A 21864-nucleotide genomic window follows, 5' to 3' on the forward strand; every position below is an offset into this window, starting at 1 on the left:
GCGATCTATTTCATCCTTCTCAAGCGTTACTTTTCCTACCCCGTGCGACAGGAAGGAAACCGCGTCCAACCGGGTAAAGCCCTGCTCTAGCATGAAGTGAGCTGCGTAACTTTCTCGTTCAGAAAAAAGGGAGATAACAACATTGGCGCCGGTGATTTCTGCTCTTCCACTTGACTGAACATGTAGTATCGCGCGCTGAATTACCCTCTGAAATCCACTTGTAGGACTGGGGTCCAAATCCGCACCGGCTGATATATCGACAACTAGAGAGGATAGTTCTTCATCGAGATAGGTTTGGACACGCTCGGTCAAGTAGGGAATATCAGCACCACAAGCCTGCATCATTTCATTGGCATGAGGATCATCGACCAAAGCGCCCAGCAAATGCTCCAAAGTTGCATATTCGTGCCGCCTAGTCTCGGCGCTAGCCAAGGCGCGATGCAAAGTCTGTTCGAGATCTGGGGAAAAACGCTGCCTGCTCTGCTTCACCTCTTTCTTAGGCGGCGTGGACAAATTCGATGTTAGCAGGATCGCTTTCCTGCGATCTGGTTGTTACCATTGGGAATGACGCTGGAAGAAGAGAGCGAACGAGCTACGTCGATGCTGATTGGCAAGGTTGTCCGCCGTGTCATGCGCCACCGCGATGGAGAGGTGGTGATCGAATTTGAGGATGGCAGCCGATTTTTTGCGGATAGCGACAGCCCTCTCGAACTGTCCATCACCTTGGAGGAATAGTATATGCGCCTTATGGCATTTTGGACGTCGATGCGATTGACGTAGCCCAAGAGGATTGATTCAAGGCTGCTTTTGGAGGCAGGTTTGAGCAGGGGCGATCTCACCGAAGCAGAATGGCGTGTTCTCAAGGGTCTGCTGCCCATTGACCCTGACAACCGCGGCCGAGGTAGACCTCCCGAGCAGAATCGTTCGATCATCAACGGCATTCTCTGGCGGCTCCGCTGCGGCGCTCCATGGCGCGACGTGCCACCAAAATATGGCAGTTGGAACACCATCTATCGGCGGTTCCGGCGCTGGAGCGAAGCAGGGGTTTGGGAGACCGTGGCAGTGACGCTCGCCGAGGTCATGGCGGACAGCCGCCACTACAGCATCGACAGCACCACAGTCCGCGCCCATGTTTCGGCAGCGGGCGGAAAAGGGGGACTCATCGACGCGCTCTTGGCCGCTCGCGGGGCGGGTTCACCAGTAAGCTTCACTGCCTGGCAGATGCCCTCGGCCGACCGCTCGCCTTCCATCTGACGATCGGCGAGGCCGCAGATTGCAAAGCCTATGACGCCCTGATCGGCCTGCCCGAGCGTCCACCTAAGGCTTTGCTCGCCGACAAAGGCTACGACGCTGACACGATCCGTGCCGACCTTGCCGAACGGAATATCGAAGCCGTCATCCCTGGCAGATCAAACCGCCGCGTGAAAATCGAGCATGATCGGGCGCTCTACAAGCAGCGCAATCGCATTGAGCGCATGTTCGGGCAGCTCAAGATCAACCGCGCCATCGCCACCCGCTACGATCAACTGGCCAACAGCTTCCTCGGAATGGTCCATATAGCCGCCGCCAGATACTGGCTCAAATTTGTCCACGCCGCCTAGCCATAGCCTTTTTATATCCACCCTTTACTCACATCAGAGCATGTCGGCCTGGACGGCCAAGATGGTCAAGCACAAAGACCCCTGCCCATGGGCAAAAGGATCGACTGTGAACGACCGACACCCCCCTGCCATTATAGGCAAAGTGACGATTGCAGTGGCAACGTGGCGAGCGCCTGCCCTGCATAGACTTGCGTATGTCCGTATTGCATACATATAACAGCTTGACCCGCTGATGGCCATTGGGAGATGATATGGTTTCGACCGCGCCCACGAAGACTGCGACTGCTGATACGCTGAGCCTGACCGCGCCTGATCCGGTGCCTGTGGTCGCGGCTGAAAAAGCCGCTGGCCTTGTGCCGATCGAAGATGAAAAACGGTCAAAGCTGGACGAGAAGGTCGATGCCTTCGTCGCAGACCTGGTCGCGCAGGACGCCAATTCGCCGGAGTTCGGCGCGCGCGTCGATCAGCTGACCAATATGGGGCGCAAGGAAATCGCCGAGGCGGCGGGCCACTCCAATCGTTTCCTCGACCGGCCGGTGCGCGCGATGGACAGCGATACCAAGGTGGGTGCTGACCTGGCCGAATTGCGCCGCACGGTGGAGGATCTGGATCCGGGCAAGCGCGGAAACCTGCTCGCGCCCAAGAAGCTGTTTGGCATCATCCCGTTCGGTAACAAGATGCGCGACTATTTCGACGGCTATAAAAGCGCTCAGGGCCATATCAATTCCATCCTGGGGTCGCTGGCCAGCGGCAAGGACGTCCTGATCAAGGATAATGCCGCGATCGACGTGGAACGCCAGAATATGTGGGCGACGATGGGCAGGCTGGAACAGATGGTCCATATCAGCAAGACCATGGACGCGCGGCTGGAAGCCAAGGCGCTCGAACTGGATTCGAGCGATCCGGCCAAGGCCAAGGCGATCCGCGACAGCGCGCTTTTCTACATCCGTCAGCGGACGCAGGATTTGCTGACGCAGATGGCGGTGACGGTGCAGGGCTATCTCGCGCTCGATCTGGTGAAGAAGAATAATATCGAACTGGTCAAGGGCGTGGACCGCGCCAGCACCACTACGGTCGCAGCGCTGCGCACGGCCGTGACGGTGGCGCAGGCGCTGGCCGGACAGCGGCTGGTGCTGGAACAGATCAGCGCGCTTAACGCGACCACCGCCAACATGATCGACCGCACCGGCGAACTGCTCAAGAGCCAGACCGCACAGATTCACGAACAGGCCGCGTCCAGCACGATCCCGATCGAAACGTTGCAGCGCGCGTTCCAGAACATCTACGACACGATGGACAATATCGACGCTTTCAAGATGAAGGCGCTGGAAAATATGAAGACCACCGTGACCACCCTGTCGAGCGAAGTCGAAAAGTCGAAAGGCTATATCGCCCGCGCGCAGGGGCAGGCGCAGGCAGCGCAGGAAGTGCGCACGGACAACCCCCTGCTGAGCGCGATCGAGGGGTGATGGCATGAGCCGATCCGACCGCGTGCTGGCCGACGCCGAAGCCGTGCTGCGCCGCCATAGCGATCGCGGGCAAAGCCTGTCGACGCGCGCGCGGCAGCGGCGCAATGCGGGGCTTTTGCGCAAGGTCAAATATGCCTTCTGGGCGATCCTTGCGGTGATATTGGGCAGCGCGGTCGCGGGCTTCGTACTGCCGCTTGGCACGACCGGGGTCATGATCGCGCTGGGGGTGCTGATCGCCGCGCTGTTGCTGATCGCGCTGATGCCGACGGAAAGCCGGGTCAGGACCGAAAAGCTGGCCGAAACCCCGTTGACTGCCCTGCCCCTCCAGACCGAAATCTGGCTGGAAAACCAGCGCAAGGCGCTGCCTGCGCCGGCCATCACGCTGGTCGACAGTATCGGCGTAAAGCTGGAAACGCTGGCGCCGCAACTGGAACGGTTGAACCCGCAGGACCCCGCCGCGCAGGATGTCCGCCGCCTGCTGGCCGATCATTTGCCCGAACTGGTAACAGGATACCATTCAATCCCCCAGCCCCTGCGCCGCGAGGAACGCAATGGCCGCGTGCCTGAGCAACAGCTGATCGACGGGCTGGGCGTCATCGACGCGGAAATCGCGCGGATGAGCGAGCAACTGGCCAGCGGCGACATCGACAAGCTGGCGACGCAGAACCGCTTTCTGGAACTGAAATATCAGGAGGCGAAGGCATTGGGGCAATAGCCCCGTCCTTCCGCCATGATCCATCTTACCCTTATCATCGTCGATTTCCTGACCGGGCTGCTGGCGGCGGGCGCATGGGCGCTGGCCAGCGCTGGCGGCGCGATCGCGGCGGCGCTGGGTGGCGGCTGGATCGGCCTGTCGTTATTCAGAAAATGGCGGCGACGGAGGTAGCTAGTCCCTGAACGCGCAGGGAATGATGCTCGCCGGGTCGGGCCGGGCGGCGATCCGGCGGAAACGGGCAAGATAGCCACCCGCCGTCGGCTTGGGGATCAATTCTTCCATGCGAAAGCCCATGGCGGCCAGCTCGCACGCCAGAAGGCGCGGCGGCGTGCCATGCTGGTCGGTCGGACGATCGGCATCGACCACGATCAGCTCGCCCCCTTTTTTTAGTGCCGGGCTGAGGTGCCACAGGAAAGCGTAAGGCTCGGCAATTTCATGATACATATGGACCATCAGGATGCGGTCGAAACTGTTTTCCGGCAGGCGCGGATCTTCCGCCACGCCCAGCTTCACACTGACATTGTCCCATTTTTCGCGCGTGATGCGCCGCGACAGCGCCTCGATCACTTCGGGCATGATATCCTCGGCCAGCACGCGGCCCTTCTTGCCGACGCGCCGGGCCAGCCGGACGGTATAATAGCCCTCGCCCGCGCCAATATCGGCCACCGTCATACCAGGGCGGATGCCCGCCCGGTCCATGATATCCTCCGCCTCGTTCACCCGATCGCGCGCTTCCTCGCTCGACCAGCGAGTCGACACGATCGGTGCGACCGGGCGATCGGCCTGGGGGAAGGGCGCAGCGGCAGACGAGCGCGCCGACCCGTTCCCCGGCGACAGCGCGTCGCAGGCAGCCAGCAGGACCATTACCCCTGCCAAAGCCACCCGCATCGTCATCAATCGACATCCTCGACATCGACCTTTTCGCCCGTCACCTTTTGGCTGAGCGCTGCGGCCATGAACGGATCGAGCGCGCCGTCCAGCACATCGTCGGGTGCGGTCGAAGTGACGCCGGTGCGCAGATCCTTGACCAGCTGATAGGGTTGCAGGACGTAGGAGCGGATCTGGTGACCCCAGCCGATTTCCGTCTTGGCCGCATATTCGCCTGCGGTCACGGCCTCACGCTTGGCCAGTTCAGCTTCGTAGAGGCGCGCCTTGAGCATGTTCATCGCGGTCGCGCGGTTCTTGTGCTGCGATCTGTCATTTTGCGACGCGACGATGATGCCCGACGGAATATGCGTGATGCGCACGGCGGAATCGGTCGTATTGACGTGCTGCCCGCCCGCGCCGGACGCGCGGTAAGTGTCGATCCGCAGGTCCGATTCCTTGACCTCTATGTCAATGTCGTCGTCTATGACGGGATAGACCCAGACTGACGAAAAGCTGGTGTGCCTGCGCGCTGCGCTGTCATAGGGGCTGATGCGGACCAGCCGGTGGACGCCGCTTTCGGTCTTGGCATAGCCATAGGCATTTTCGCCCTTGATCAGGAAAGTCGCGGACTTGATGCCCGCCTGCTCGCCTGCCTGATAATCGACCAGTTCCACCTTATAACCGCGCCGTTCGGCCCAGCGGCGATACATGCGCGACAGGATTTCGGCCCAATCCTGACTTTCGGTGCCGCCTGCCCCGGCGTGGATTTCCAGATAGGTGTCGCTGCCATCGGCTTCCCCGGACAGCAGCGCCTTGATCTTGTCCTCATCCGCCCGCTCGGCCAAGGCTTTGAGCGCGGCAATGGCTTCGCTCACCATCTCCTCGTCGCCTTCGGCCTCGGCCATCTCGATCAGCTCGGCATTGTCGGCTTTTTCGCCAGCAATCGCGCGGGTGGCACCAATCGCGCCGTCCAGCCGGGTGCGTTCGCGCATCACCTCCTGCGCCAGCTTGGCGTTGTCCCACAGGGTGGGATCCTCGACGCGCGCGTTCAACTCGTCCAGCCGCCGCAGCGCACGGTCCCAGTCGAGCGACTGGCGCAACAGGGCCAGCGCAGCGTCGATGCGATCAATATATTGCAGCGCTTCGGCGCGCATTGCTATTCTCCAGAATATCGGACCTCCTGCCGGGACAGAAAAGACATCAAGCGCCCGGCCCTATCCGAGGGCAGCGGATTTGGGAAGATTCAATAAATGCCGCCCTGATCCGACAGGAAGTCGCTGTCGGTCCGCTGGCGGGTGCGGCGGGCGGCGCGGCTTTCGGCGACCTTGGCCTGTTCCTCCGCCTCTTCCTTGCGGATCGTGCGGCGCGGTTCGGATTCGGGCTTGAACGCTTCCCAGATGACGGCGGCCTTGGGTTCGCTCGACGGCCATGCGCCATAGACGCGCTTGCCCGACCGGCGGTCGATGGCGACCATGCGAATACCCGCTGGCGCGACGAAGGGCGTCTTGGGCATTGTTTCCAATATCGGGGCCATCGCCGCTTTCCAGATCGGCGCGGCGATACGCCCGCCCTGCGCCCAGCCGCCCAAACTGCGCGGCTGGTCATAGCCGATATAGACCCCGGCGACGAGGTCGGGCGATCCGCCCACGAACCACACATTGGTCGGGCCGTTGGTCGTCCCGGTCTTGCCGAACAGCGGGCGATTGAGGTCGGCCAGCACCGTGGCGGTGCCGCGCTGAACCACGCCTTCGGTGATATGGACGACCTGATAGGCGGTCATCGGGTTCATCACCTGCTTGCCCTCGAAACCGAAGCGGGGCATTGGCTTGCCGTCCCAATTGGGCATGTTGCAGCCATCGCACGCGCGCCAGCGCTGCGGCCAGATGACCTTACCGCGCCGGTCCTGCACATAATCCATCACCTTGGACGGGAATTGCCGGCCCTGATTTGCCAGCGTCGCATAGGCGTTGACCATGCGTTCGACCGTCGTTTCGCCTGCGCCCAATGCGAAGGAGAGATAGGGCTGATAATCGCCGATCCCCATCGCCTTGATGCTGCGCACGACTCGTTCCATGCCGGTCTGGCTGGCGGCGCGCACGGTCATCAGGTTGCGGGATTGCTCCACGCCCCAGCGCATCGTCTGCGGCCCGGCGCTGCCGCCGGAGAAGTTGCGGAAGCATTTCTGCCCCAGGCTGGCGGTCTGATAGACGCAGAGCGGGCCGTCGACGATGATCGACGCAGGCGTCATGCCATTGTCCAGCGCAGCGGCGTAGACGAAGGGCTTGATCGTCGAACCCGGCTGCCGCTGCGCCTGGGTCGCGCGGTTGTAGGAGGAGAGGCGCGAATCGAACCCGCCCTGCATCGCACGGATGCGGCCGGAATGGACTTCCTCGACCACCATGCCGCCCGACACTTCGGGAATGGAGCGCAGCGCCCAGCTGGACCCGTTGGGCGCAACGACGATCAGGTCGCCCGGCGTCATCGCGGCAAAGGCAGGGCCGCCAGTCTTGCGATACGGTGTTTGCGCCGCACCGGCGGGCAGTGTCGCGGTGGTGCCGTCGGAAAAGCCGATCTGCGCTTCGCTGGACGTGCGGCTGATGATGACGGCCACGCGCCATTCCGCATAATCGACCGAGATATAGCTGGCCGCCAGTTCGCGTTCCCAGCCATTGTCGATATTGATATGCCCGACCGGACCGGACCAGCCACGCCCCGCGTCAAAGCGCAGCAGGCCGCCACGCAGGGCGTTCTGGGTGCTGTCCTGCACCACCGGGTCATAGGGGCTGCGCACCCACAGACCACCGGCATAGATGCTGTTGGGACCGTCATCGGCCTTTTCGCCGAACAGCCCGATCAGGCGACGGCGCACTTCTTCCATATAATAGCCGCCTGCGCGCGCGTCGAAGCTGGACCCATGAGCAGCGACCGTGCCGAGCGGCTGCGCCATTGCGGCGTCGCGCTGGGCCGCTGTGATCCAGTCATTCTTGTACATTTCGCCCAGCGCCCAGTTGCGCCGGTCGATCGCGCGAGCGAGGCCGGTCTTGCTTTCGGGGCGGTAGTTGGCAGGTCCCTTGGGCAGGATCGACAGATAGGCCATTTCGTGCAGCTGGAGGTCGGCCACATCCTTGTCGAAATAGGCGCGCGCCGCTGCCTGCACGCCATAGGCGTTACGGCCCAGAAATATCTGGTTGAAATAGAGTTCGATGATCTGCTGCTTGCTCAGCACATTTTCCATGCGCCACGCCAGGATCATTTCCTTCACCTTCCGGGTCGGCGAATATTCGTCGCCGATCAGCAGGTTCTTGGCCACCTGTTGCGTGATGGTGGAGCCGCCGCGTGCGCGCTGGCCGGAACCCAGCTTGCTGGCATAGTCGACCACCGCCCCGGCAAAGCCCGGAAAATCGACGCCATGATGTTCGAAGAAGGTCTTGTCCTCCGCCGCCAGATAGGCACGGATCAGCAAGGTGGGATAATCGCTATATTGCAACTGGACCCGCCGTTCGCGGGCATAGCTGTGGACCGGCTGACCATTGATGTCGCGCACGATGGTCGGCAGCGGCGGTTCATATTCCAGCAGCGTCGCAGCGTCGGGCAGGCCGCGCGCGAAGATCAGCCAGAACAGCAGGCAGAAGGTAAGAAACCCGCCGCCCAAGATCGTCGCCCAGCGGAACAGGCGGCGACCCCAAAGTGGGCGCAGACGGTCCATAAAGCCCCCCGCGTCGCGGCGCAGGCGATAGGCGAAGGACGATGCGGGCGGATTGGAACGGGCCTCTTCCATGACGGGACAGGCTCTAGGGTCAAAAAGCCATCAATACCAGTGGCGATCGTCAGTCAGCCGCTTATCCCCCCGCAGGGCCACCCCGCATCGCCAGCTTGCGGGCGAAATGCACTTCGATTGCGCGCGCTACGCCACGGGCGATCTTCTGCTGGCCGTCGCGCGAGGCCAGGAATGCGGCATCTTCTGCATTGGAAATATAGCCGGTTTCGAACAGGACCGAGGGCGTATCGGGTGCTTTTAGCACCATCAGCGAAGCAAAGCGGTGATAGGCGCTGCGGAACGGAACGAAGGGCGATGCTTCCCGCTGAAGCAGGCGCGCGAAATTGGCCGAGATATTCATCGATTCGCGCTGGGTCAGGTCAATGAGGATGGACGATACGTCGCCTGTTTGCCCGCCCAGATTGACGCCGTTGATGATGTCCGCCTTGTTTTCCCGCGCAGCCAGCCGCGCCGCTTCACGGTCGGACGCAGTTTCGGACAGGGTATAGACAGTCGCGCCGTGCGCATCCGCATTTTCCGCTGCATCGGCATGGATCGAAATGAACAGGTCCGCGCCCAGCTTGCGCGCGATGCCATAACGTTCCTGAAGGACGAGGAACTTGTCGTCGTCGCGCGTCAGCGCCACGCGCACCCGCCCCGATTTGACGAGCTGGTCGCGAATCGCCTGCGCGACGGCCAGCGTGACGTCCTTTTCGCGCTTGCCATTTTCCTTGTTGATCGCGCCCGGATCATGGCCGCCATGCCCTGCGTCGATGACGATCAATGGCCGGGCGCCATCGCGCGCGCCCTCGACCGCAGGCAATGACACGCCGCGCGCGGAGGCCGGGATCGGCACGGTAATGGAATGGAGGCGTTTTTGCGGACGGGCCGCCATGTCGGCGGGCGCATCGAAGCGGGTGCGCCCCTTGCCGACGGCCGTGCGGAATGCGCCTTCGCTTGCTTCGCGCAGCGAGAAGCTGAGCGATTTGCCGTCGGCCGCGATCCTGGTGTCGCCCAATGTCGCAGGCGTAGTGAGGTCCAGCACGACCCGCGCGGTGTCGCCGTTCAACTGCCCCTGACGCACGGCGGCGATCGCGCCATTGCCCGGCGCGAAGCCACCACGGCCGATCTGCGCGCCATTGATGTCGAGCGCAATACGGCGCGGACCGTCAAGCAGAAAGGCCGAAGCCCCCGCCACCGTGTCATCGAAACGCACGACAACCCGGTCATCGCGCACATCGACGGCATAGATGCCACCCGCGCTGCCGGGAGCGGCCATCGTCAATATGCTTGCCAGGGCAAGGCTATGCACCATGCGTCGCTTGTGCATCGTACCGACGCCAGCCGTCCAGCCAAATGTCATGCTGCATAATCCGTTCAGCGTCCCCACGCTAAACCCCGGATTAAGGACAAGCCCCTTGTGACCGGGTAAAATGAGAGGGTTAATGCTATCTTCAGCACGAAAGATGTAAAGCAGGTCGTCTGGCCGACAGGATGGACATAATATTTCAGGCAGCCGTTGCCCCCTGGGTCTTTGACTGCTACCCATTCATATTCCCGCAAGACTTGGCCATTTTCATGGCGGCGATGCGGGGAATCAAGAGCGGCATCGGCGCGCGCCCTGCGCACCAAAGGATGCCAGTAACAGGTTGACGCTGCATGAGGCATGATTTCCATTCCACGCTTGCCCCGGTGACGGGCGATGCGGCGTGGATGGTGCGGCCCGGCGAATTGTCCGGCCCTGCCGACGCAGCAGACACGCAATATTTCCTTCAAACCTGGATGACGCCGCAACCCGCGCCCCTTTCGGCGCGCGCGCGGCCGTCCCTTCACTATCGCGTGGTGGCGCGGCCCTGTGCCGCAGCCCGCCCACGCCGGAGAAACATAAATGACAATGCGTATGCTGATCGACGCGCGCCACCGGGAAGAAACCCGTGTCGCAGTCGTCAAGGGTAACCGGATCGAGGAATTCGATTTCGAATCCGCTGAGCACAAGCAGCTCAAGGGCAATATCTATCTGGCTAAAGTAACGCGGGTCGAACCGTCGTTGCAGGCGGCGTTCGTCGATTATGGCGGCAACCGCCACGGCTTCCTTGCCTTCAGCGAAATTCACCCCGATTACTACCAGATCCCGCGCGAGGACCGCGAAGCGTTGCTGCGCGAAGAACGCGCCCATGCCGAGGAAGAGGCCGCCCTGCGCGCCGATTTCGACGATGACGACGATCATGATCACGATCATGGCGCTGCCGAGGGTGGCGTCGAATATGTCGAGGCGTCCCATCATCATGACGATGATGAAGCCGAGACCGAAAGCGCCGAAGGTGCTGACGGCAATGGCGAACGGGGTGGCCGCCGTGGTGGTGGTCGCGGGCGTGGCCGTGGTGGCGACGAAGCCGCCGACGAATTGCGCCGCAAGCGCATGGCGCTGCGCCGCCGTTACAAGATTCAGGACGTCATCAAGCGCCGCCAGGTGCTGCTGGTGCAGGTCGTCAAGGAAGAACGCGGCAACAAGGGCGCGGCACTGACCACCTATCTGTCGCTGGCGGGTCGCTATTGCGTGCTGATGCCCAACACGTCGCATGGCGGCGGGATTTCGCGCAAGATCAGCAATGCGGCGGACCGCAAGCGCCTCAAGACGATCATTTCCGACATGGCATTGCCTTCGTCGATGGGCTGCATCGTGCGCACCGCCGGCTTGCAGCGCACCAAGGTCGAAATCAAGCGCGACTTCGACTATCTTGCCCGCCTGTGGGACGAGATTCGCGAAGGCACGATGAAGTCTGCTGCCCCGGCGCTGATCCACAATGACAGCGACCTCATCAAGCGAGCGATCCGCGATATCTATAATAAGGATATCGAGGAAGTGATCGTCGAGGGCGAGCATGGATACAAGGCCGCCAAGGACTTCATGCGCTTGCTGATGCCAAGCCATGTGCGCCGCGTGAAGGGCTATGCCGATCCGGTATCGCTGTTCCAGCGCGCCGGTGTCGAGGATCAGTTGGCCGCCATGTATAATCCGGTGGTTCAGCTGAAATCGGGTGGCTATCTGGTCATCAACCCGACCGAAGCATTAGTGTCGATCGACATCAACTCCGGCCGTTCGACCCGCGAACATGGCATCGAACAGACTGCCGTCGCCACCAATCTGGAGGCCGCGCGCGAAATCGCCCGCCAGTTGCGCCTGCGCGACATGGCTGGCCTCGTCGTCATCGACTTTATCGACATGGAGGTGAACTCCAACATCCGCAAGGTCGAGAAGGCGATGAAGGAAGCGCTGAAAGACGACCGCGCCCGCATTCAGGTCGGACGTATTTCGGGCTTTGGCTTGATGGAAATGAGCCGCCAGCGCCTGCGCACCGGCGTACTGGAAGCGTCCACGCGCCAGTGCCCGCATTGCGAAGGCACGGGCCTGGTCCGCACCGCATCGTCGGCTGGCCTGTCCGCGCTGCGTATGCTGGAGGAAGAAGCGGCCCGTGGCCGTGGCGACTGCATCACGCTACGCGCCAGCCAGGAAGCCGCCTTCTACGTCCTCAACAACAAGCGTCAGGGGCTTGACGAGATCGAGCAACGCTATGGCGTGACGATCGTCATTCTGCCCGACGGCGAAGTCGAAGGCGCACGCATGTCAGTGGAGGCCAGTGGTCCGCGCCCCGAACGTGTCGTGACCTACGCCCCGATGACCGAGGATGATGACGAACTCGACCTGATCGAGGAGGAAGAGGAAGAAGAAGAGGTCGCCGAGGAAGAAGAAACGGCGGCCGAGCGTGAAGAACGTGGCGACCAGGGCGAAGATCGCGATGGCAATCGCCGTCGCCGTCGCCGTCGTCGCCGTCGTGGTGGCCAGCGTGACGAAGGCCGTGAAGAGGGCGCTGCCGAAAGCGACGCCGAAGCCGAAGGTGACGAAGAAGCCGCTGCCGATGATGCCGAGCAGGATGGCGAAGCCGTCACTGCCCAGGACGCCGCAACCGAAACCGACGAGGAAGCGAGCAATCGCCGTCGCGGCCGTCGCGGTCGCCGTGGTGGTCGTCGCCGTCGCGAAGGTGGTGAAGGCACGAGCGAAGGCGTAGCGGCCAGCGATGGCGAAGCCGTCGATGCAGAGCCGGTTGCCGACACGCCCGTCGCCGACGAACCCATCGAAGCGGCTCCAGCCGAGGAAGCGCCCAAGACGCGCCGTCGCCCGCGCGCTCGCAAGCCCAAGGTGGAAGCCGAGGCGGTCGCCGTACTGGTCGAAGCGCCGGTCGAAGCGCCCGCAATGGTCGAGGAAGAGGCTGCCCCAGCCCCTGCCGCACCCAAGCGTGGTCGCCGCAAAAAGGTGGATATTGCCGCTGAAGCCGAAGCGGCGGCGGCACAGGCTGCCCCTGTCGTAGACGCACCTGCGGCAGAGGAAGCACCCGCCAAGCCCAAGCGGACTCGGCGCAAGAAGGCGGATACCGTTACCGAAGCCGCACCGGCACCCGTCGTCGAAGCCCCGGTTGCGGACGAAGCGGCCCCTGAGATCGGGACTGCCGAAACCATATCGGCTGACGGCGACGAGAATGGCCAGAATGAAGACGGCACGCCGCGTCGCGGTTGGTGGCAGCGCACCTTCGGCCAATAAGGCTCAGGAAAGCTGACGCTCATGAAAAAGCGCCGCTGCACGCCCGGTCACACCCGGACAGGCAGCGGCGCTTTCTTCATATGGGGTTCAGGGCGGTCATGGCATCGATCGGCACCCATGGTTTGTTCGCCCATTCATACAGACCGCGCGCAATGATGCGGCGGTCGCGGCGCATTGCCGTTCTTTTCGCGGCCCTTGCGTGCATCGCGCAACCCGCGCTGGCGCAAAGCATCTTGCGCGACGCCGAAACCGAAGCCTTCATGGCCGATATGTCCGGCCCGCTGGTCAAGGCGGCAGGTATGGAACCGCGCAATGTCCAGGTGCTGGTCATCAACGATCCCAAAATCAACGCCTTCGTCGCGGGCGGCCAATATGTGTGGGTGCATAGCGGGCTGATCGCGCAGGCCGACACTGTGAATCAGGTGCAGGGCGTGGTTGCGCACGAACTGGGCCATATAGAGGGCGGGCATATCATCCGCTTTGGCGAAGGCATCCGCGAAGCCACCGGCGTCACGCTGCTCAGCTTGGTGCTGGGCGCGGCTGCGATTGCGGCGGGCGGCGCGGAAGCGGGCCTTGGCATCATGGGGCTGGGCCAGCAGGCGGCGATGACCAAGTTTCTGGCCTTTTCGCGCGGGCAGGAAAGCTCAGCCGATCTGGCGGGCGCGCGCTATTTGTCCAAGGCAGGGGTCAGTGGCAAGGGTAGTCTGGAATTTTTCAAGAAGCTGCAAAATCAGGAATATCGCCTCGCCATCCCGCAGGACAATAGTTATGGGCGCACCCATCCGCTGTCGGGCGAGCGCATCAATGTGCTGCGTGAAGTCTATACCGTCGATCCGGCGTGGGAAAAGCCGGTGGACCCGGCGCTGGAGGCGCGGTTCGAGCGGATCAAGGCCAAGCTGGTCGGCTTCGTGTCCGAACCTACGCAGACGCTGATAAAATATCCTGAAACCGACCAGTCGATCCCGGCCCATTATGCCAGAGCCTATGCCTGGCACAAAAGCGCCTATCCGCAACGCGCGCTTTATGAGGCCGATGCGCTGCTCGCTGCTGCGACGCACGACCCCTATTTTCTGGAGTTGAAGGGGCAGATCCTGCTGGAAAGCGGGCGTCCCAAGGATGCAGTCGCGCCGCTGCGCGAGGCAGTGAAGCTGACCAACCAGCCACTCATTTCGGTGCTGTTGTCCCATGCGCTGATTGCGACCGAGGATGAGGCGAATTTCGCCGAGGCCGAGCAGGTGCTGCGGCTGGCCGTCCAGCGCGACCGGGAAAATCCCTTCGCCTGGTATCAGCTGGGCGTCGTCTATGAACGGCGGGGCGATACCACGCGCGCGGCGCTGGCGACGGCGGAACGCTATGCCATGATCGGCCAGCATCCCATGGCGCTGCGCAGCGCGGACGCGGCGATGCAGGGGTTGAAGGTCGGCACGGTTGACTATCTGCGCGCGCAGGATATCGCGATGACGTCGCGTGCCGCGATCGAGCAGCAGCGGAAGAAACGATAGATGACAGATCAGACACGGCCGACTTTCCGCGCCGCTCTTTCCAACAGGACGATCCAGATGACCCTTGGCGCTTTCGCCTTTATCGCCGCTGCGGCTGGCACCGCCCTTGCCGTGCAGACGCCCGCCCCGGTCAGCGCAACAGACGTCAGTCCGGCAAATCGGGCGGCGATCGAAAAGATCGTCCATGACTATATATTGGAGCATCCCGAAATCATCCCGCAGGCGGTCGAGAAGTTACAGGCCAATCGGATGACCGGCACGATCGACGCGAACCGCGCGACGCTGGAAAAGCCGTTCGCAGGCGCATGGGAAGGCGCAGCCAATGCCGATGTCACCGTGGTCGAATTTTTCGACTATGCCTGCGGCTATTGCCGCGCATCGCTGCCCGATCTGGCCAAGCTGATCGGGTCGGATGCGAAGGTGAAGGTCGTCTATCGCGAACTGCCGATCCTGTCGGAAGAAAGCAGCGACGCGGCAAAAGTATCTCTGCTCGCGGCCGAGCGCGGCCAATATATGGCCTATCACAAGGCGCTCTATGGCGCGGGCAAGGTTACGCGCGACAGCATCATCGCCGCAGCGGCAAAGGCGGGAATCGGCAAGGCGGACGCCGAAGCGGCCATCGCGTCAAGCAAATATGACGCCGAAATCCAGTCCAACATTGCCCTTGCCCAGAAATTGCAGGCCAGCGGCACACCGACCTTCGTAATCGGCAGTCAGGTGCTGAACGGTGCTGTCGGCTTTGACGCGCTCAAGGAAGGCGTGGCGGCGGCGCGGGGGAAATAACCGCAGCCCTGACGGGGTGCTTCCGCCATTGACTTCCCACGCCCCTTTGCCTATCGGACGCACCCTGACTTGCGGCCGCTGCTTTGGCGGCCCTTTTTTGTCACGCCCGATTCTCTAGTTGTTTTTTGAGGAATGAACGATGAAGCGCACTTTTCAGCCGAGCAATCTGGTTCGGAAGCGCCGTCACGGTTATCGCGCCCGCATGGCGACCCCCGGTGGCCGCAACATCATCCGCGCTCGTCGTGCGCGCGGTCGCAAGAGCCTGAGCGCCTGATCGACGGGCCGCCTTCGGTTGCGCCTGCCATAATGGCCAGGCGAGCCGATTTCCTGGCGGCCAATCGCGGCAAGCGCGCACCCATGCCGGGCTTCGTCCTGCTGGTGCGCGAACGCGACGATGGCGATCCGGCGATGCGTTTCGGCATCACGGTCACGAAAAAGATAGGCGGCGCCGTTATCCGTAACCGGATGAAGCGCCGCTTTCGCGTTCTCGCGCGCGAATTGCTGCCGCTGCATGGCTATGCAGGCGCGGATCATGTGCTGATCGGCCGCGATGGCGGCAAGGAGCGCGACTTCGCCCTGTTGCGCACCGAGCTGGAAAAGGCGCTGCGCAAGATTGCACGTGCGCCCCAGCCGGGCGATAGTCCGCCGCGTCACGGTGCGCGATCCGGCCATGGCAGAGGCAAGGGCGAAACGGGCAAGAGCAAAAGCGGGAAGCCCGGCGCGTGATTGCCCGCTTGCTCATCCTCATTGCCCGCTTCTGGCAAATCGGCCCGTCGCGCATCCTGCCCCCCTCCTGCCGCTACGCCCCGTCCTGTTCCGAATATGGGATACAGGCGGTGCGCAAATATGGCGCGATCAAGGGTAGCTGGTTGGGGTTCAAGCGGCTAATGCGATGCCACCCATGGGGCGGTTCGGGTTACGACCCGGTTCCCTGACACACAGATATAAGATTGCGGAGCGCAAGCGCGTGGACGACAAGAAGAATATCATTCTGGCCGTAGTGCTGACCGCAGCGATCCTGTTCGGCTGGCCCTATGTCTCCGACTATTTCTTTCCGACGGCCAATCCGCCGGTTACGCGGATCGAAGGCGGCAAGACCACTCCGGTCGCCAACCCCGCAGCGGACCCCGCCGCCGACAGCGTGAGCGCGATTCGCGACCGCGCGATCGTGCTGAAGGAAAGCGCGCGCATCCCCATCCGCACGCCCAAGCTGACCGGGTCGATCAACCTGACCGGCGCGCGCATCGACGACATCGTGCTGCCGACCTATAGCGAGACGATCGCCAAGGATTCGCCCGCCGTTCGCCTCTACAGCCCGGCCGGCACTACGGACGCCTATTTCGCGGGCTTTGGCTGGCAGGGTGAGGGTCTGAAAGCGCCGACCAAGGATACGGTCTGGACTGCGCAGGGCGACGCCCTGACCCCCACCACGCCGGTCACGCTGACATGGAATAATGGCGCGGGCCAGACGTTCGAAATTCGCCTGAGCGTCGATCAGAATTACATGATTTCCGCCGCGCAGAAGGTGTCCAACAGCGGCGCCGGCGCGGTCGGTGTCAAGCCCTATGCCTATATCAGCCGCAACAGCGTGCCGAAGGATCCCGACACCTGGACCATCCATATCGGCCCGATGGGCGTGTTCAACGGCGCGGCCAATTATGATGTGAACTACAAGAATCTGGACGAAGGCCCATCGACCCAAAGCTTCACGTCGAAGGGCGGCTGGATCGGATTTACCGACAAATATTGGCTGTCCGCACTGGTCCCCGGCAAGGACGCTGATTTTGCAGGCCAGTTCCGTAAAGGCGCAGGCACGCAATATCAGGCCGACGTTGCGCTGGATTCCACCACCCTTGCCCCCGGCAAGGCAGCGACCCAGACATTGCGCCTGTTCGTGGGGGCCAAGGAGGTCAAGACGCTCCAGGCCTATGAGCGCGACGGCGTGAAGTTGTTCGACCGGGCGATCGACTGGGGCTGGTTCTACTGGTTCGAACAGCCGATCTTCGCGCTGCTCCACTGGCTGTTCGAAACGCTGGGCAATTTCGGCGTAGCGATCATCTGCCTGACCTTCGTGGTGCGGGCGCTGATGTTCCCCGTCGCTCAGCGCCAGTTTGCCAGCATGGCGGCGATGCGCGCGGTGCAGCCCAAGATGAAGGCGCTGCAGGAGAAATATAAGGACGACAAGCCGCGCCTCCAGCAGGAGATGATGGCGCTGTACAAGACGGAGAAGGTCAATCCGCTGGCGGGCTGCCTGCCCATCTTCATCCAGATCCCGATCTTCTTCGCTCTCTACAAGGTGCTGATGCTGACGATCGAAATGCGGCACCAGCCCTTCGTCCTGTGGATCAAGGATCTGTCCGCACCCGATCCGCTGCATATCCTCAACCTCTTCGGCCTGCTGCCATTCACTCCGCCCGCCTTCCTAGCGATCGGCGTGCTGGCGTTGCTGCTGGGCATTTCGATGTTCCTGCAATTCAAACTGAACCCAGCGCAGATGGACCCGATGCAGCAGCAGGTGTTCGCGATCATGCCGTGGATGATGATGTTCATCATGGCACCGTTCGCGGCGGGCCTGCTGGTCTACTGGATCACCAACAACTGCCTGTCGATGGCGCAGCAATGGTGGCTGTATAAGCGGCACCCCGTACTAAACGCGACGACGACGAAGTGACATATGATCCTCCCCTTGCAGGGGAGGTGGCTGGCCACAGGCCAGACGGAGGGGTGCTCCGCTCACGATAGGGTGGCACCCCTCCACCACCGCTTCGCGGCGGTCCCCCTCCCCTTGCAGGGGAGGATTTGAAAGGTGAACGATATGGAATCCCCCGACCTCACCGAAGAAGCTCGCAAGATCTTCTCCGGGCCGATCACTTTCCTGAAATCCGCGCCGACGCTGGAATTTCTGCCTGATATGGCCGTGAACGAAGTCGCCTTTGCGGGCCGGTCTAATGTCGGCAAATCCTCGCTGCTCAATGCGCTGACCAACCGCAACAACCTGGCGCGCACGTCCAACACGCCGGGGCGGACGCAGGAGCTGAACTTCTTCGACGTGGGCGAACCGCTGCGCTTCCGCCTGGTCGACATGCCCGGCTATGGCTATGCCAAGGCTCCCAAGGATGTCGTGCGCAAATGGAAGTTCCTGGTGAACGACTATTTGCGTGGACGCGCCGCATTGAAGCGGGCGCTGGTGCTGATCGACAGCCGCCATGGCATCAAGGATGTGGACACGGACATGCTCGACATGCTCGACGGTGCAGCCGTCAGCTATCGCATCGTCCTGACCAAGACGGACAAGATCAAGGCCAGTGACCTCGCGACCGTGACCGAACAGACCGCACAGGCGATCCGCAAGCGTCCCGCCGCGCACCCGGACATCATCGTCACATCCGCCGAAAAGGGGATGGGCATCCCCGAACTGCGCGCCGCCGTTCTGGAAAGCGTGACGCAGGGTTAAAGGAATTGACCATGGCCGACGACGATTATGTCTATGACGAAGCGAGCGGCGAGTGGATCAGCGCGGCCGATGCCCCCAAAAGCGACAGCGACATGGACAATGTAGAGGTGCGCGATTCGGTGGGCAATCTGCTGACCGATGGCGACCAAGTGACATTGATCAAGGATCTGACGGTCAAGGGCGCGGGCCAGACGCTAAAGCGTGGCACGCTGATCAAATCCATCCGCCTGACCGGCGACGCGCAGGAAATCGACTGCAAGTTCGATGGTATCAAGGGGCTGGTGCTGCGCGCCGAATTCGTGCGGAAACGGTGACCGACAGCCGCCCCCGGCGGATTGCCCGCGCCGTTCTGGCGCTCGCCTATCTGATCGCGGGCTTTGCGCATCTGCGCTCGCCTGGCGGCTTCATTGCGATCACCCCGTCATGGGTGCCATACCCCGCGACCGTCGTCGCCCTGACCGGCATTGCAGAAATTGCAGGCGCAACCGGCCTGATGATCCCGCCCCTGCGCCGGGCGGCGGGCATGGGCCTTGCCCTCTATGCGCTATGCGTGTGGCCTGCCAATTTCAATCATGCTATCAATGACATAGCGCTGGGCGGGGTGCATTTGGGCCGGTGGTATCACGGCCCGCGTTTGACGTTGCAGCCCATTTTAATCTGGTGGGCGCTGTGGGCCAGCGGGACCATCGACTGGCCCTTTCCCCGGCGGCGTTGAGCTTTGCCGCATCACCCACCATCGTATGATTGTCTTTCGCGTTCAGCGCCCTACTGTGCCTTTTCATTCGGATAAGCATAAGAGAGAGCGATGACCCGGCATCTTCCCTGGATAGCGTTGGCCATCATCGGCGCGGTGGCGCTGGCGGTTGTGGCGGTGTCGCGCGGCGAAGCGGTCAATGCGCTTTGGATCGTCGTTGCGGCAGTCAGCAGCTTTCTGGTCGCCTATCGTTACTATGCCCTGTTCATTTCGCGCCATGTCATGCGGCTGGACCCGTCGCGCCCCACGCCTGCCGTCCGCCGGGCCGATGGGCTGGACTATGTCGCGACCGACAAGACCGTGTTGTTCGGCCATCATTTCGCGGCGATCGCGGGTGCGGGGCCGCTGGTCGGGCCGGTGCTGGCGGCGCAGATGGGCTATCTGCCCGGCACATTATGGATCATCGTCGGTGTCGTGCTGGCGGGCGCGGTGCAGGATTTCATGGTCCTGTTCATTTCCATGCGCCGCGACGGCAAGTCGCTTGGCGAACTCATTCGCATGGAAATGGGGCAGGTCGCTGGCACCATCGCGCTGCTGGGCGCCTTTATGATCATGGTCATCATATTGGCGGTGCTGGCGCTGATCGTCGTCAAGGCGCTGGCCGAGAGTCCATGGGGCATGTTCACCGTGGCGGCGACCGTGCCGCTGGCCATAGCCATGGGGGTCTATACCCGCTGGATCAGGCCGGGGCGGATCGGCGAAGTGTCGGTGCTGGGCCTTTTTGGCCTGCTCGCCGCGATCGTCTATGGGCAGGCGGTCGCTGCTTCGCCCGTGTGGGGTCCGGCGTTCACGTTCACGCCGGTGCAACTATGCTGGATATTGATCGGCTATGGCGCAGTCGCGTCGGTCCTGCCGGTCTGGCTGCTGCTCGCGCCACGCGATTATCTGTCCACCTTCCTCAAGATCGGGGCGATCGCGGCGCTGGCGATCGGCATCGTCATCATGGCGCCGCCGCTGCGGATGCCTGCGCTGACACAATTTGTCGACGGCGGCGGGCCGGTCTGGGCTGGTGGGCTATTCCCCTTCCTGTTCATCACCATCGCCTGTGGCGCGGTGTCAGGTTTCCATGCCCTGATTGCCAGCGGCACCACGCCCAAGCTGATCGCCAGCGAAGCCCACGCTCCTGCCATCGGATACGGCGCGATGCTGATGGAAGCGTTCGTGGCGATCATGGCGCTGGTCGGCGCATCCATTCTGGACCCCGGCATCTATTTCACGATGAACAGCCCCGCCGCGCTGATCGGCACTGACGCGGCCAGTGCCTCCGCCGCCGTCACGGCCATGGGCTTTCCGATCTCGCCCGACCTCATCACCCAGACCGCGAAGGATGTGGGCGAACATAGCATCATCAGCCGCGCGGGCGGCGCGCCGACGCTGGCGGTGGCGATGGCGGAGATATTCAGCCACGTCGTGGGCGGTCCGGCGATGAAGGCCTTCTGGTATCATTTCGCCATATTGTTCGAGGCGCTGTTCATCCTGACTGCCGTGGACGCAGGGACGCGCGCTGGACGCTTCATGTTGCAGGATTTGATCGCGCTGGCTGTCCCTTCGTTCAAAGACACGAGCAGCCATATTCCCGGCATCATTGCGACGGCGCTGTGCGTGGCGGCATGGGGTTTCTTCCTCTATCAGGGAGTCACCGATCCGCTGGGGGGCGTAAATACGCTGTGGCCAGTGTTCGGTATTTCCAACCAGATGCTGGCGGCCATCGCGTTGATGCTGGCGACGGTGGTGCTGTTCCGCATGAAACGCGAACGCTTTGCCTGGGTCACGATGATCCCGACGGCCTGGCTGCTGATCTGCACCCTGTCGGCGGGGTGGCTCAAGCTGTTTTCGGCGGACGCCAAGGTCGGATTCCTCGCCCATGCCGCCAGGTTCAGCGCGGCGGCGGACAAGGGCGAAGTGTTGAAGCCCGCCAAGTCGATGGCCGAAATGGAGCGCATCATCTTCAACGACCGGATCGATGCGGCTTTGGTCGCCCTGTTTCTGGCGGTCGTGCTGTCTTTGCTGTTCTTCACGATCCGCACCTGCATCGCCGCGCGACGGGCAGCGACGCCGACGGCGCAGGAAATTCCCGCGATACTGGTCCCGGCACAATGAGCGGCCTGATCGACACGATGCGTCGCACGGCGCGGCTGATGGTCGGGCTGCCCGACTATGACGCCTATCTGCGCCATATGGCGGCGCATCATCCCGAACAGCCCGCGATGGACCGCATCACCTTCTTCCGCGACCGGCAGGAAGCGCGTTATGGCGGCAAAAATGGTGGCCGCTGCTGTTGAACGATCGTAATATTACTGCAATAATTACGCCTAATATGAAATAAAAAATCAAACCTGCCCCTGATGGGCTATGGTCATGTGGC

21 protein-coding genes and 1 pseudogene are annotated in these 21864 nt (G+C 62.5%); 17 read left to right on the forward strand and 5 right to left on the reverse strand.

Features of this window, described 5'->3' with window-relative positions; all coding sequences use genetic code 11:
* Positions 1 to 24 precede the first annotated feature (24 nt).
* A pseudogene (locus SPBM01_RS21885) lies at positions 25 to 489 on the reverse strand (Clp protease N-terminal domain-containing protein); the annotation flags it as partial.
* A 75-nt stretch (positions 490 to 564) separates the two neighbouring features.
* On the opposite strand from SPBM01_RS21885, the gene SPBM01_RS09970 reads away from it, so the two are divergent.
* The 5 genes from SPBM01_RS09970 (at position 565) to SPBM01_RS09990 (ending at position 3956) form a co-directional block, all read left to right on the forward strand.
* Positions 565 to 735: a hypothetical protein gene (locus tag SPBM01_RS09970; RefSeq protein ID WP_172598856.1), complete on the forward strand. Its 171-nt coding sequence runs from the start codon at positions 565 to 567 to the stop codon at positions 733 to 735.
* 84 nt (positions 736 to 819) lie between these two features.
* A protein-coding gene (locus tag SPBM01_RS09975) for an IS5 family transposase (RefSeq protein ID WP_223177811.1) occupies positions 820 to 1601 on the forward strand; the annotation gives its coding sequence in 2 pieces (ribosomal slippage) (positions 820 to 1144 and positions 1144 to 1601; 783 coding nt in all).
* 251 nt (positions 1602 to 1852) lie between these two features.
* Positions 1853 to 3070, forward strand: coding sequence for a toxic anion resistance protein (locus tag SPBM01_RS09980; RefSeq protein ID WP_188065344.1), 1218 nt, complete (start codon positions 1853 to 1855; stop codon positions 3068 to 3070).
* A gap of 4 nt (positions 3071 to 3074) precedes the next feature.
* Complete coding sequence (locus tag SPBM01_RS09985) at positions 3075 to 3785, forward strand: hypothetical protein (protein WP_188065345.1); 711 nt, start codon at positions 3075 to 3077, stop codon at positions 3783 to 3785.
* 15 nt (positions 3786 to 3800) lie between these two features.
* On the forward strand, positions 3801 to 3956 hold the full coding sequence (locus SPBM01_RS09990) for a hypothetical protein (protein WP_188065346.1): 156 nt from the start codon (positions 3801 to 3803) through the stop codon (positions 3954 to 3956).
* Here the strand turns inward: SPBM01_RS09990 and SPBM01_RS09995 are convergent, their stop codons facing one another.
* The 4 genes from SPBM01_RS09995 to SPBM01_RS10010 form a co-directional block, all read right to left on the reverse strand.
* Positions 3957 to 4679: a class I SAM-dependent methyltransferase gene (locus SPBM01_RS09995; RefSeq protein ID WP_188065347.1), complete on the reverse strand. Its 723-nt coding sequence runs from the start codon at positions 4677 to 4679 to the stop codon at positions 3957 to 3959.
* Complete coding sequence (prfB, locus tag SPBM01_RS10000) at positions 4679 to 5806, reverse strand: peptide chain release factor 2 (RefSeq protein ID WP_188065348.1); 1128 nt, start codon at positions 5804 to 5806, stop codon at positions 4679 to 4681. Before prfB ends, SPBM01_RS09995 begins: the two co-directional genes overlap by 1 nt.
* Before the next feature lie 89 nt (positions 5807 to 5895).
* The gene (locus SPBM01_RS10005) at positions 5896 to 8430 is read right to left on the reverse strand and encodes a penicillin-binding protein 1A (RefSeq protein ID WP_188065349.1); all 2535 of its coding nucleotides are present in this window, start codon (positions 8428 to 8430) and stop codon (positions 5896 to 5898) included.
* Positions 8431 to 8491: 61 nt separating this feature from the next.
* The gene (locus SPBM01_RS10010) at positions 8492 to 9772 is read right to left on the reverse strand and encodes an N-acetylmuramoyl-L-alanine amidase (protein ID WP_188065350.1); all 1281 of its coding nucleotides are present in this window, start codon (positions 9770 to 9772) and stop codon (positions 8492 to 8494) included.
* A gap of 525 nt (positions 9773 to 10297) precedes the next feature.
* Here SPBM01_RS10010 and SPBM01_RS10015 point away from each other — a divergent pair.
* The 12 genes from SPBM01_RS10015 (at position 10298) to SPBM01_RS10070 (ending at position 21781) form a co-directional block, all read left to right on the forward strand.
* Positions 10298 to 13006 carry a ribonuclease E/G gene (locus SPBM01_RS10015; RefSeq protein ID WP_223177812.1) on the forward strand — a complete coding sequence of 903 codons (2709 nt, stop codon included), beginning with the start codon at positions 10298 to 10300 and terminating at the stop codon, positions 13004 to 13006.
* Positions 13007 to 13158: 152 nt separating this feature from the next.
* The gene (locus SPBM01_RS10020; protein ID WP_188065351.1) at positions 13159 to 14508 is read left to right on the forward strand and encodes a M48 family metalloprotease; all 1350 of its coding nucleotides are present in this window, start codon (positions 13159 to 13161) and stop codon (positions 14506 to 14508) included.
* Positions 14509 to 15291 (forward strand): DsbA family protein, encoded by a 783-nt coding sequence (locus SPBM01_RS10025; protein ID WP_188065352.1) that lies wholly within the window; start codon positions 14509 to 14511, stop codon positions 15289 to 15291.
* Between the two features lie 139 nt (positions 15292 to 15430).
* Positions 15431 to 15565, forward strand: coding sequence for a 50S ribosomal protein L34 (gene rpmH / locus SPBM01_RS10030; protein WP_006959075.1), 135 nt, complete (start codon positions 15431 to 15433; stop codon positions 15563 to 15565).
* 32 nt (positions 15566 to 15597) lie between these two features.
* Positions 15598 to 16017, forward strand: a complete 420-nt coding sequence (rnpA, locus tag SPBM01_RS10035; protein ID WP_188065353.1) for a ribonuclease P protein component — start codon at positions 15598 to 15600, stop codon at positions 16015 to 16017.
* On the forward strand, positions 16014 to 16226 hold the full coding sequence (gene yidD / locus SPBM01_RS10040; RefSeq protein ID WP_223177813.1) for a membrane protein insertion efficiency factor YidD: 213 nt from the start codon (positions 16014 to 16016) through the stop codon (positions 16224 to 16226). The genes rnpA and yidD overlap by 4 nt, the downstream gene beginning before the upstream one ends.
* A gap of 32 nt (positions 16227 to 16258) precedes the next feature.
* On the forward strand, positions 16259 to 17962 hold the full coding sequence (yidC, locus tag SPBM01_RS10045) for a membrane protein insertase YidC (protein ID WP_188065354.1): 1704 nt from the start codon (positions 16259 to 16261) through the stop codon (positions 17960 to 17962).
* Between the two features lie 144 nt (positions 17963 to 18106).
* Entirely contained in the window at positions 18107 to 18745 is a 639-nt protein-coding gene (gene yihA / locus SPBM01_RS10050; RefSeq protein ID WP_188065648.1) for a ribosome biogenesis GTP-binding protein YihA/YsxC, read from the forward strand.
* An 11-nt stretch (positions 18746 to 18756) separates the two neighbouring features.
* Positions 18757 to 19059 carry an alkylphosphonate utilization protein gene (locus SPBM01_RS10055; RefSeq protein WP_188065355.1) on the forward strand — a complete coding sequence of 101 codons (303 nt, stop codon included), beginning with the start codon at positions 18757 to 18759 and terminating at the stop codon, positions 19057 to 19059.
* Positions 19056 to 19460: a DoxX family protein gene (locus tag SPBM01_RS10060; RefSeq protein WP_188065356.1), complete on the forward strand. Its 405-nt coding sequence runs from the start codon at positions 19056 to 19058 to the stop codon at positions 19458 to 19460. Before SPBM01_RS10055 ends, SPBM01_RS10060 begins: the two co-directional genes overlap by 4 nt.
* Before the next feature lie 90 nt (positions 19461 to 19550).
* The gene (locus SPBM01_RS10065; protein ID WP_188065357.1) at positions 19551 to 21599 is read left to right on the forward strand and encodes a carbon starvation CstA family protein; all 2049 of its coding nucleotides are present in this window, start codon (positions 19551 to 19553) and stop codon (positions 21597 to 21599) included.
* Positions 21596 to 21781: a YbdD/YjiX family protein gene (locus tag SPBM01_RS10070; RefSeq protein ID WP_188065358.1), complete on the forward strand. Its 186-nt coding sequence runs from the start codon at positions 21596 to 21598 to the stop codon at positions 21779 to 21781. The genes SPBM01_RS10065 and SPBM01_RS10070 overlap by 4 nt, the downstream gene beginning before the upstream one ends.
* The last annotated feature ends 83 nt before the right edge of the window (positions 21782 to 21864 follow it).

Origin of the sequence: Sphingobium sp. KCTC 72723 (genome assembly GCF_014280435.1) — a bacterium.
In the GTDB taxonomy this organism is placed as follows: Bacteria; Pseudomonadota; Alphaproteobacteria; order Sphingomonadales; family Sphingomonadaceae; genus Sphingobium.

Coding starts and splice junctions, on each gene's coding strand:
- SPBM01_RS10065 (WP_188065357.1), top strand. CDS start 19,551: ATGACCCGGCATCTTCCCTGGATAGCGTTGGCCATCATCGGCGCGGTG.
- SPBM01_RS10015 (WP_223177812.1), top strand. CDS start 10,298: ATGACAATGCGTATGCTGATCGACGCGCGCCACCGGGAAGAAACCCGT.
- SPBM01_RS10020 (WP_188065351.1), top strand. CDS start 13,159: ATGATGCGGCGGTCGCGGCGCATTGCCGTTCTTTTCGCGGCCCTTGCG.
- rnpA (WP_188065353.1), top strand. CDS start 15,598: ATGGCCAGGCGAGCCGATTTCCTGGCGGCCAATCGCGGCAAGCGCGCA.
- SPBM01_RS10070 (WP_188065358.1), top strand. CDS start 21,596: ATGAGCGGCCTGATCGACACGATGCGTCGCACGGCGCGGCTGATGGTC.
- SPBM01_RS10005 (WP_188065349.1), bottom strand. CDS start 8,430: ATGGAAGAGGCCCGTTCCAATCCGCCCGCATCGTCCTTCGCCTATCGC.
- SPBM01_RS09990 (WP_188065346.1), top strand. CDS start 3,801: ATGATCCATCTTACCCTTATCATCGTCGATTTCCTGACCGGGCTGCTG.
- SPBM01_RS09980 (WP_188065344.1), top strand. CDS start 1,853: ATGGTTTCGACCGCGCCCACGAAGACTGCGACTGCTGATACGCTGAGC.
- yihA (WP_188065648.1), top strand. CDS start 18,107: ATGGAATCCCCCGACCTCACCGAAGAAGCTCGCAAGATCTTCTCCGGG.
- SPBM01_RS10025 (WP_188065352.1), top strand. CDS start 14,509: ATGACAGATCAGACACGGCCGACTTTCCGCGCCGCTCTTTCCAACAGG.
- SPBM01_RS09995 (WP_188065347.1), bottom strand. CDS start 4,679: ATGACGATGCGGGTGGCTTTGGCAGGGGTAATGGTCCTGCTGGCTGCC.
- SPBM01_RS09985 (WP_188065345.1), top strand. CDS start 3,075: ATGAGCCGATCCGACCGCGTGCTGGCCGACGCCGAAGCCGTGCTGCGC.
- rpmH (WP_006959075.1), top strand. CDS start 15,431: ATGAAGCGCACTTTTCAGCCGAGCAATCTGGTTCGGAAGCGCCGTCAC.
- SPBM01_RS10055 (WP_188065355.1), top strand. CDS start 18,757: ATGGCCGACGACGATTATGTCTATGACGAAGCGAGCGGCGAGTGGATC.
- prfB (WP_188065348.1), bottom strand. CDS start 5,806: ATGCGCGCCGAAGCGCTGCAATATATTGATCGCATCGACGCTGCGCTG.
- SPBM01_RS09970 (WP_172598856.1), top strand. CDS start 565: ATGACGCTGGAAGAAGAGAGCGAACGAGCTACGTCGATGCTGATTGGC.
- SPBM01_RS10010 (WP_188065350.1), bottom strand. CDS start 9,772: ATGACATTTGGCTGGACGGCTGGCGTCGGTACGATGCACAAGCGACGC.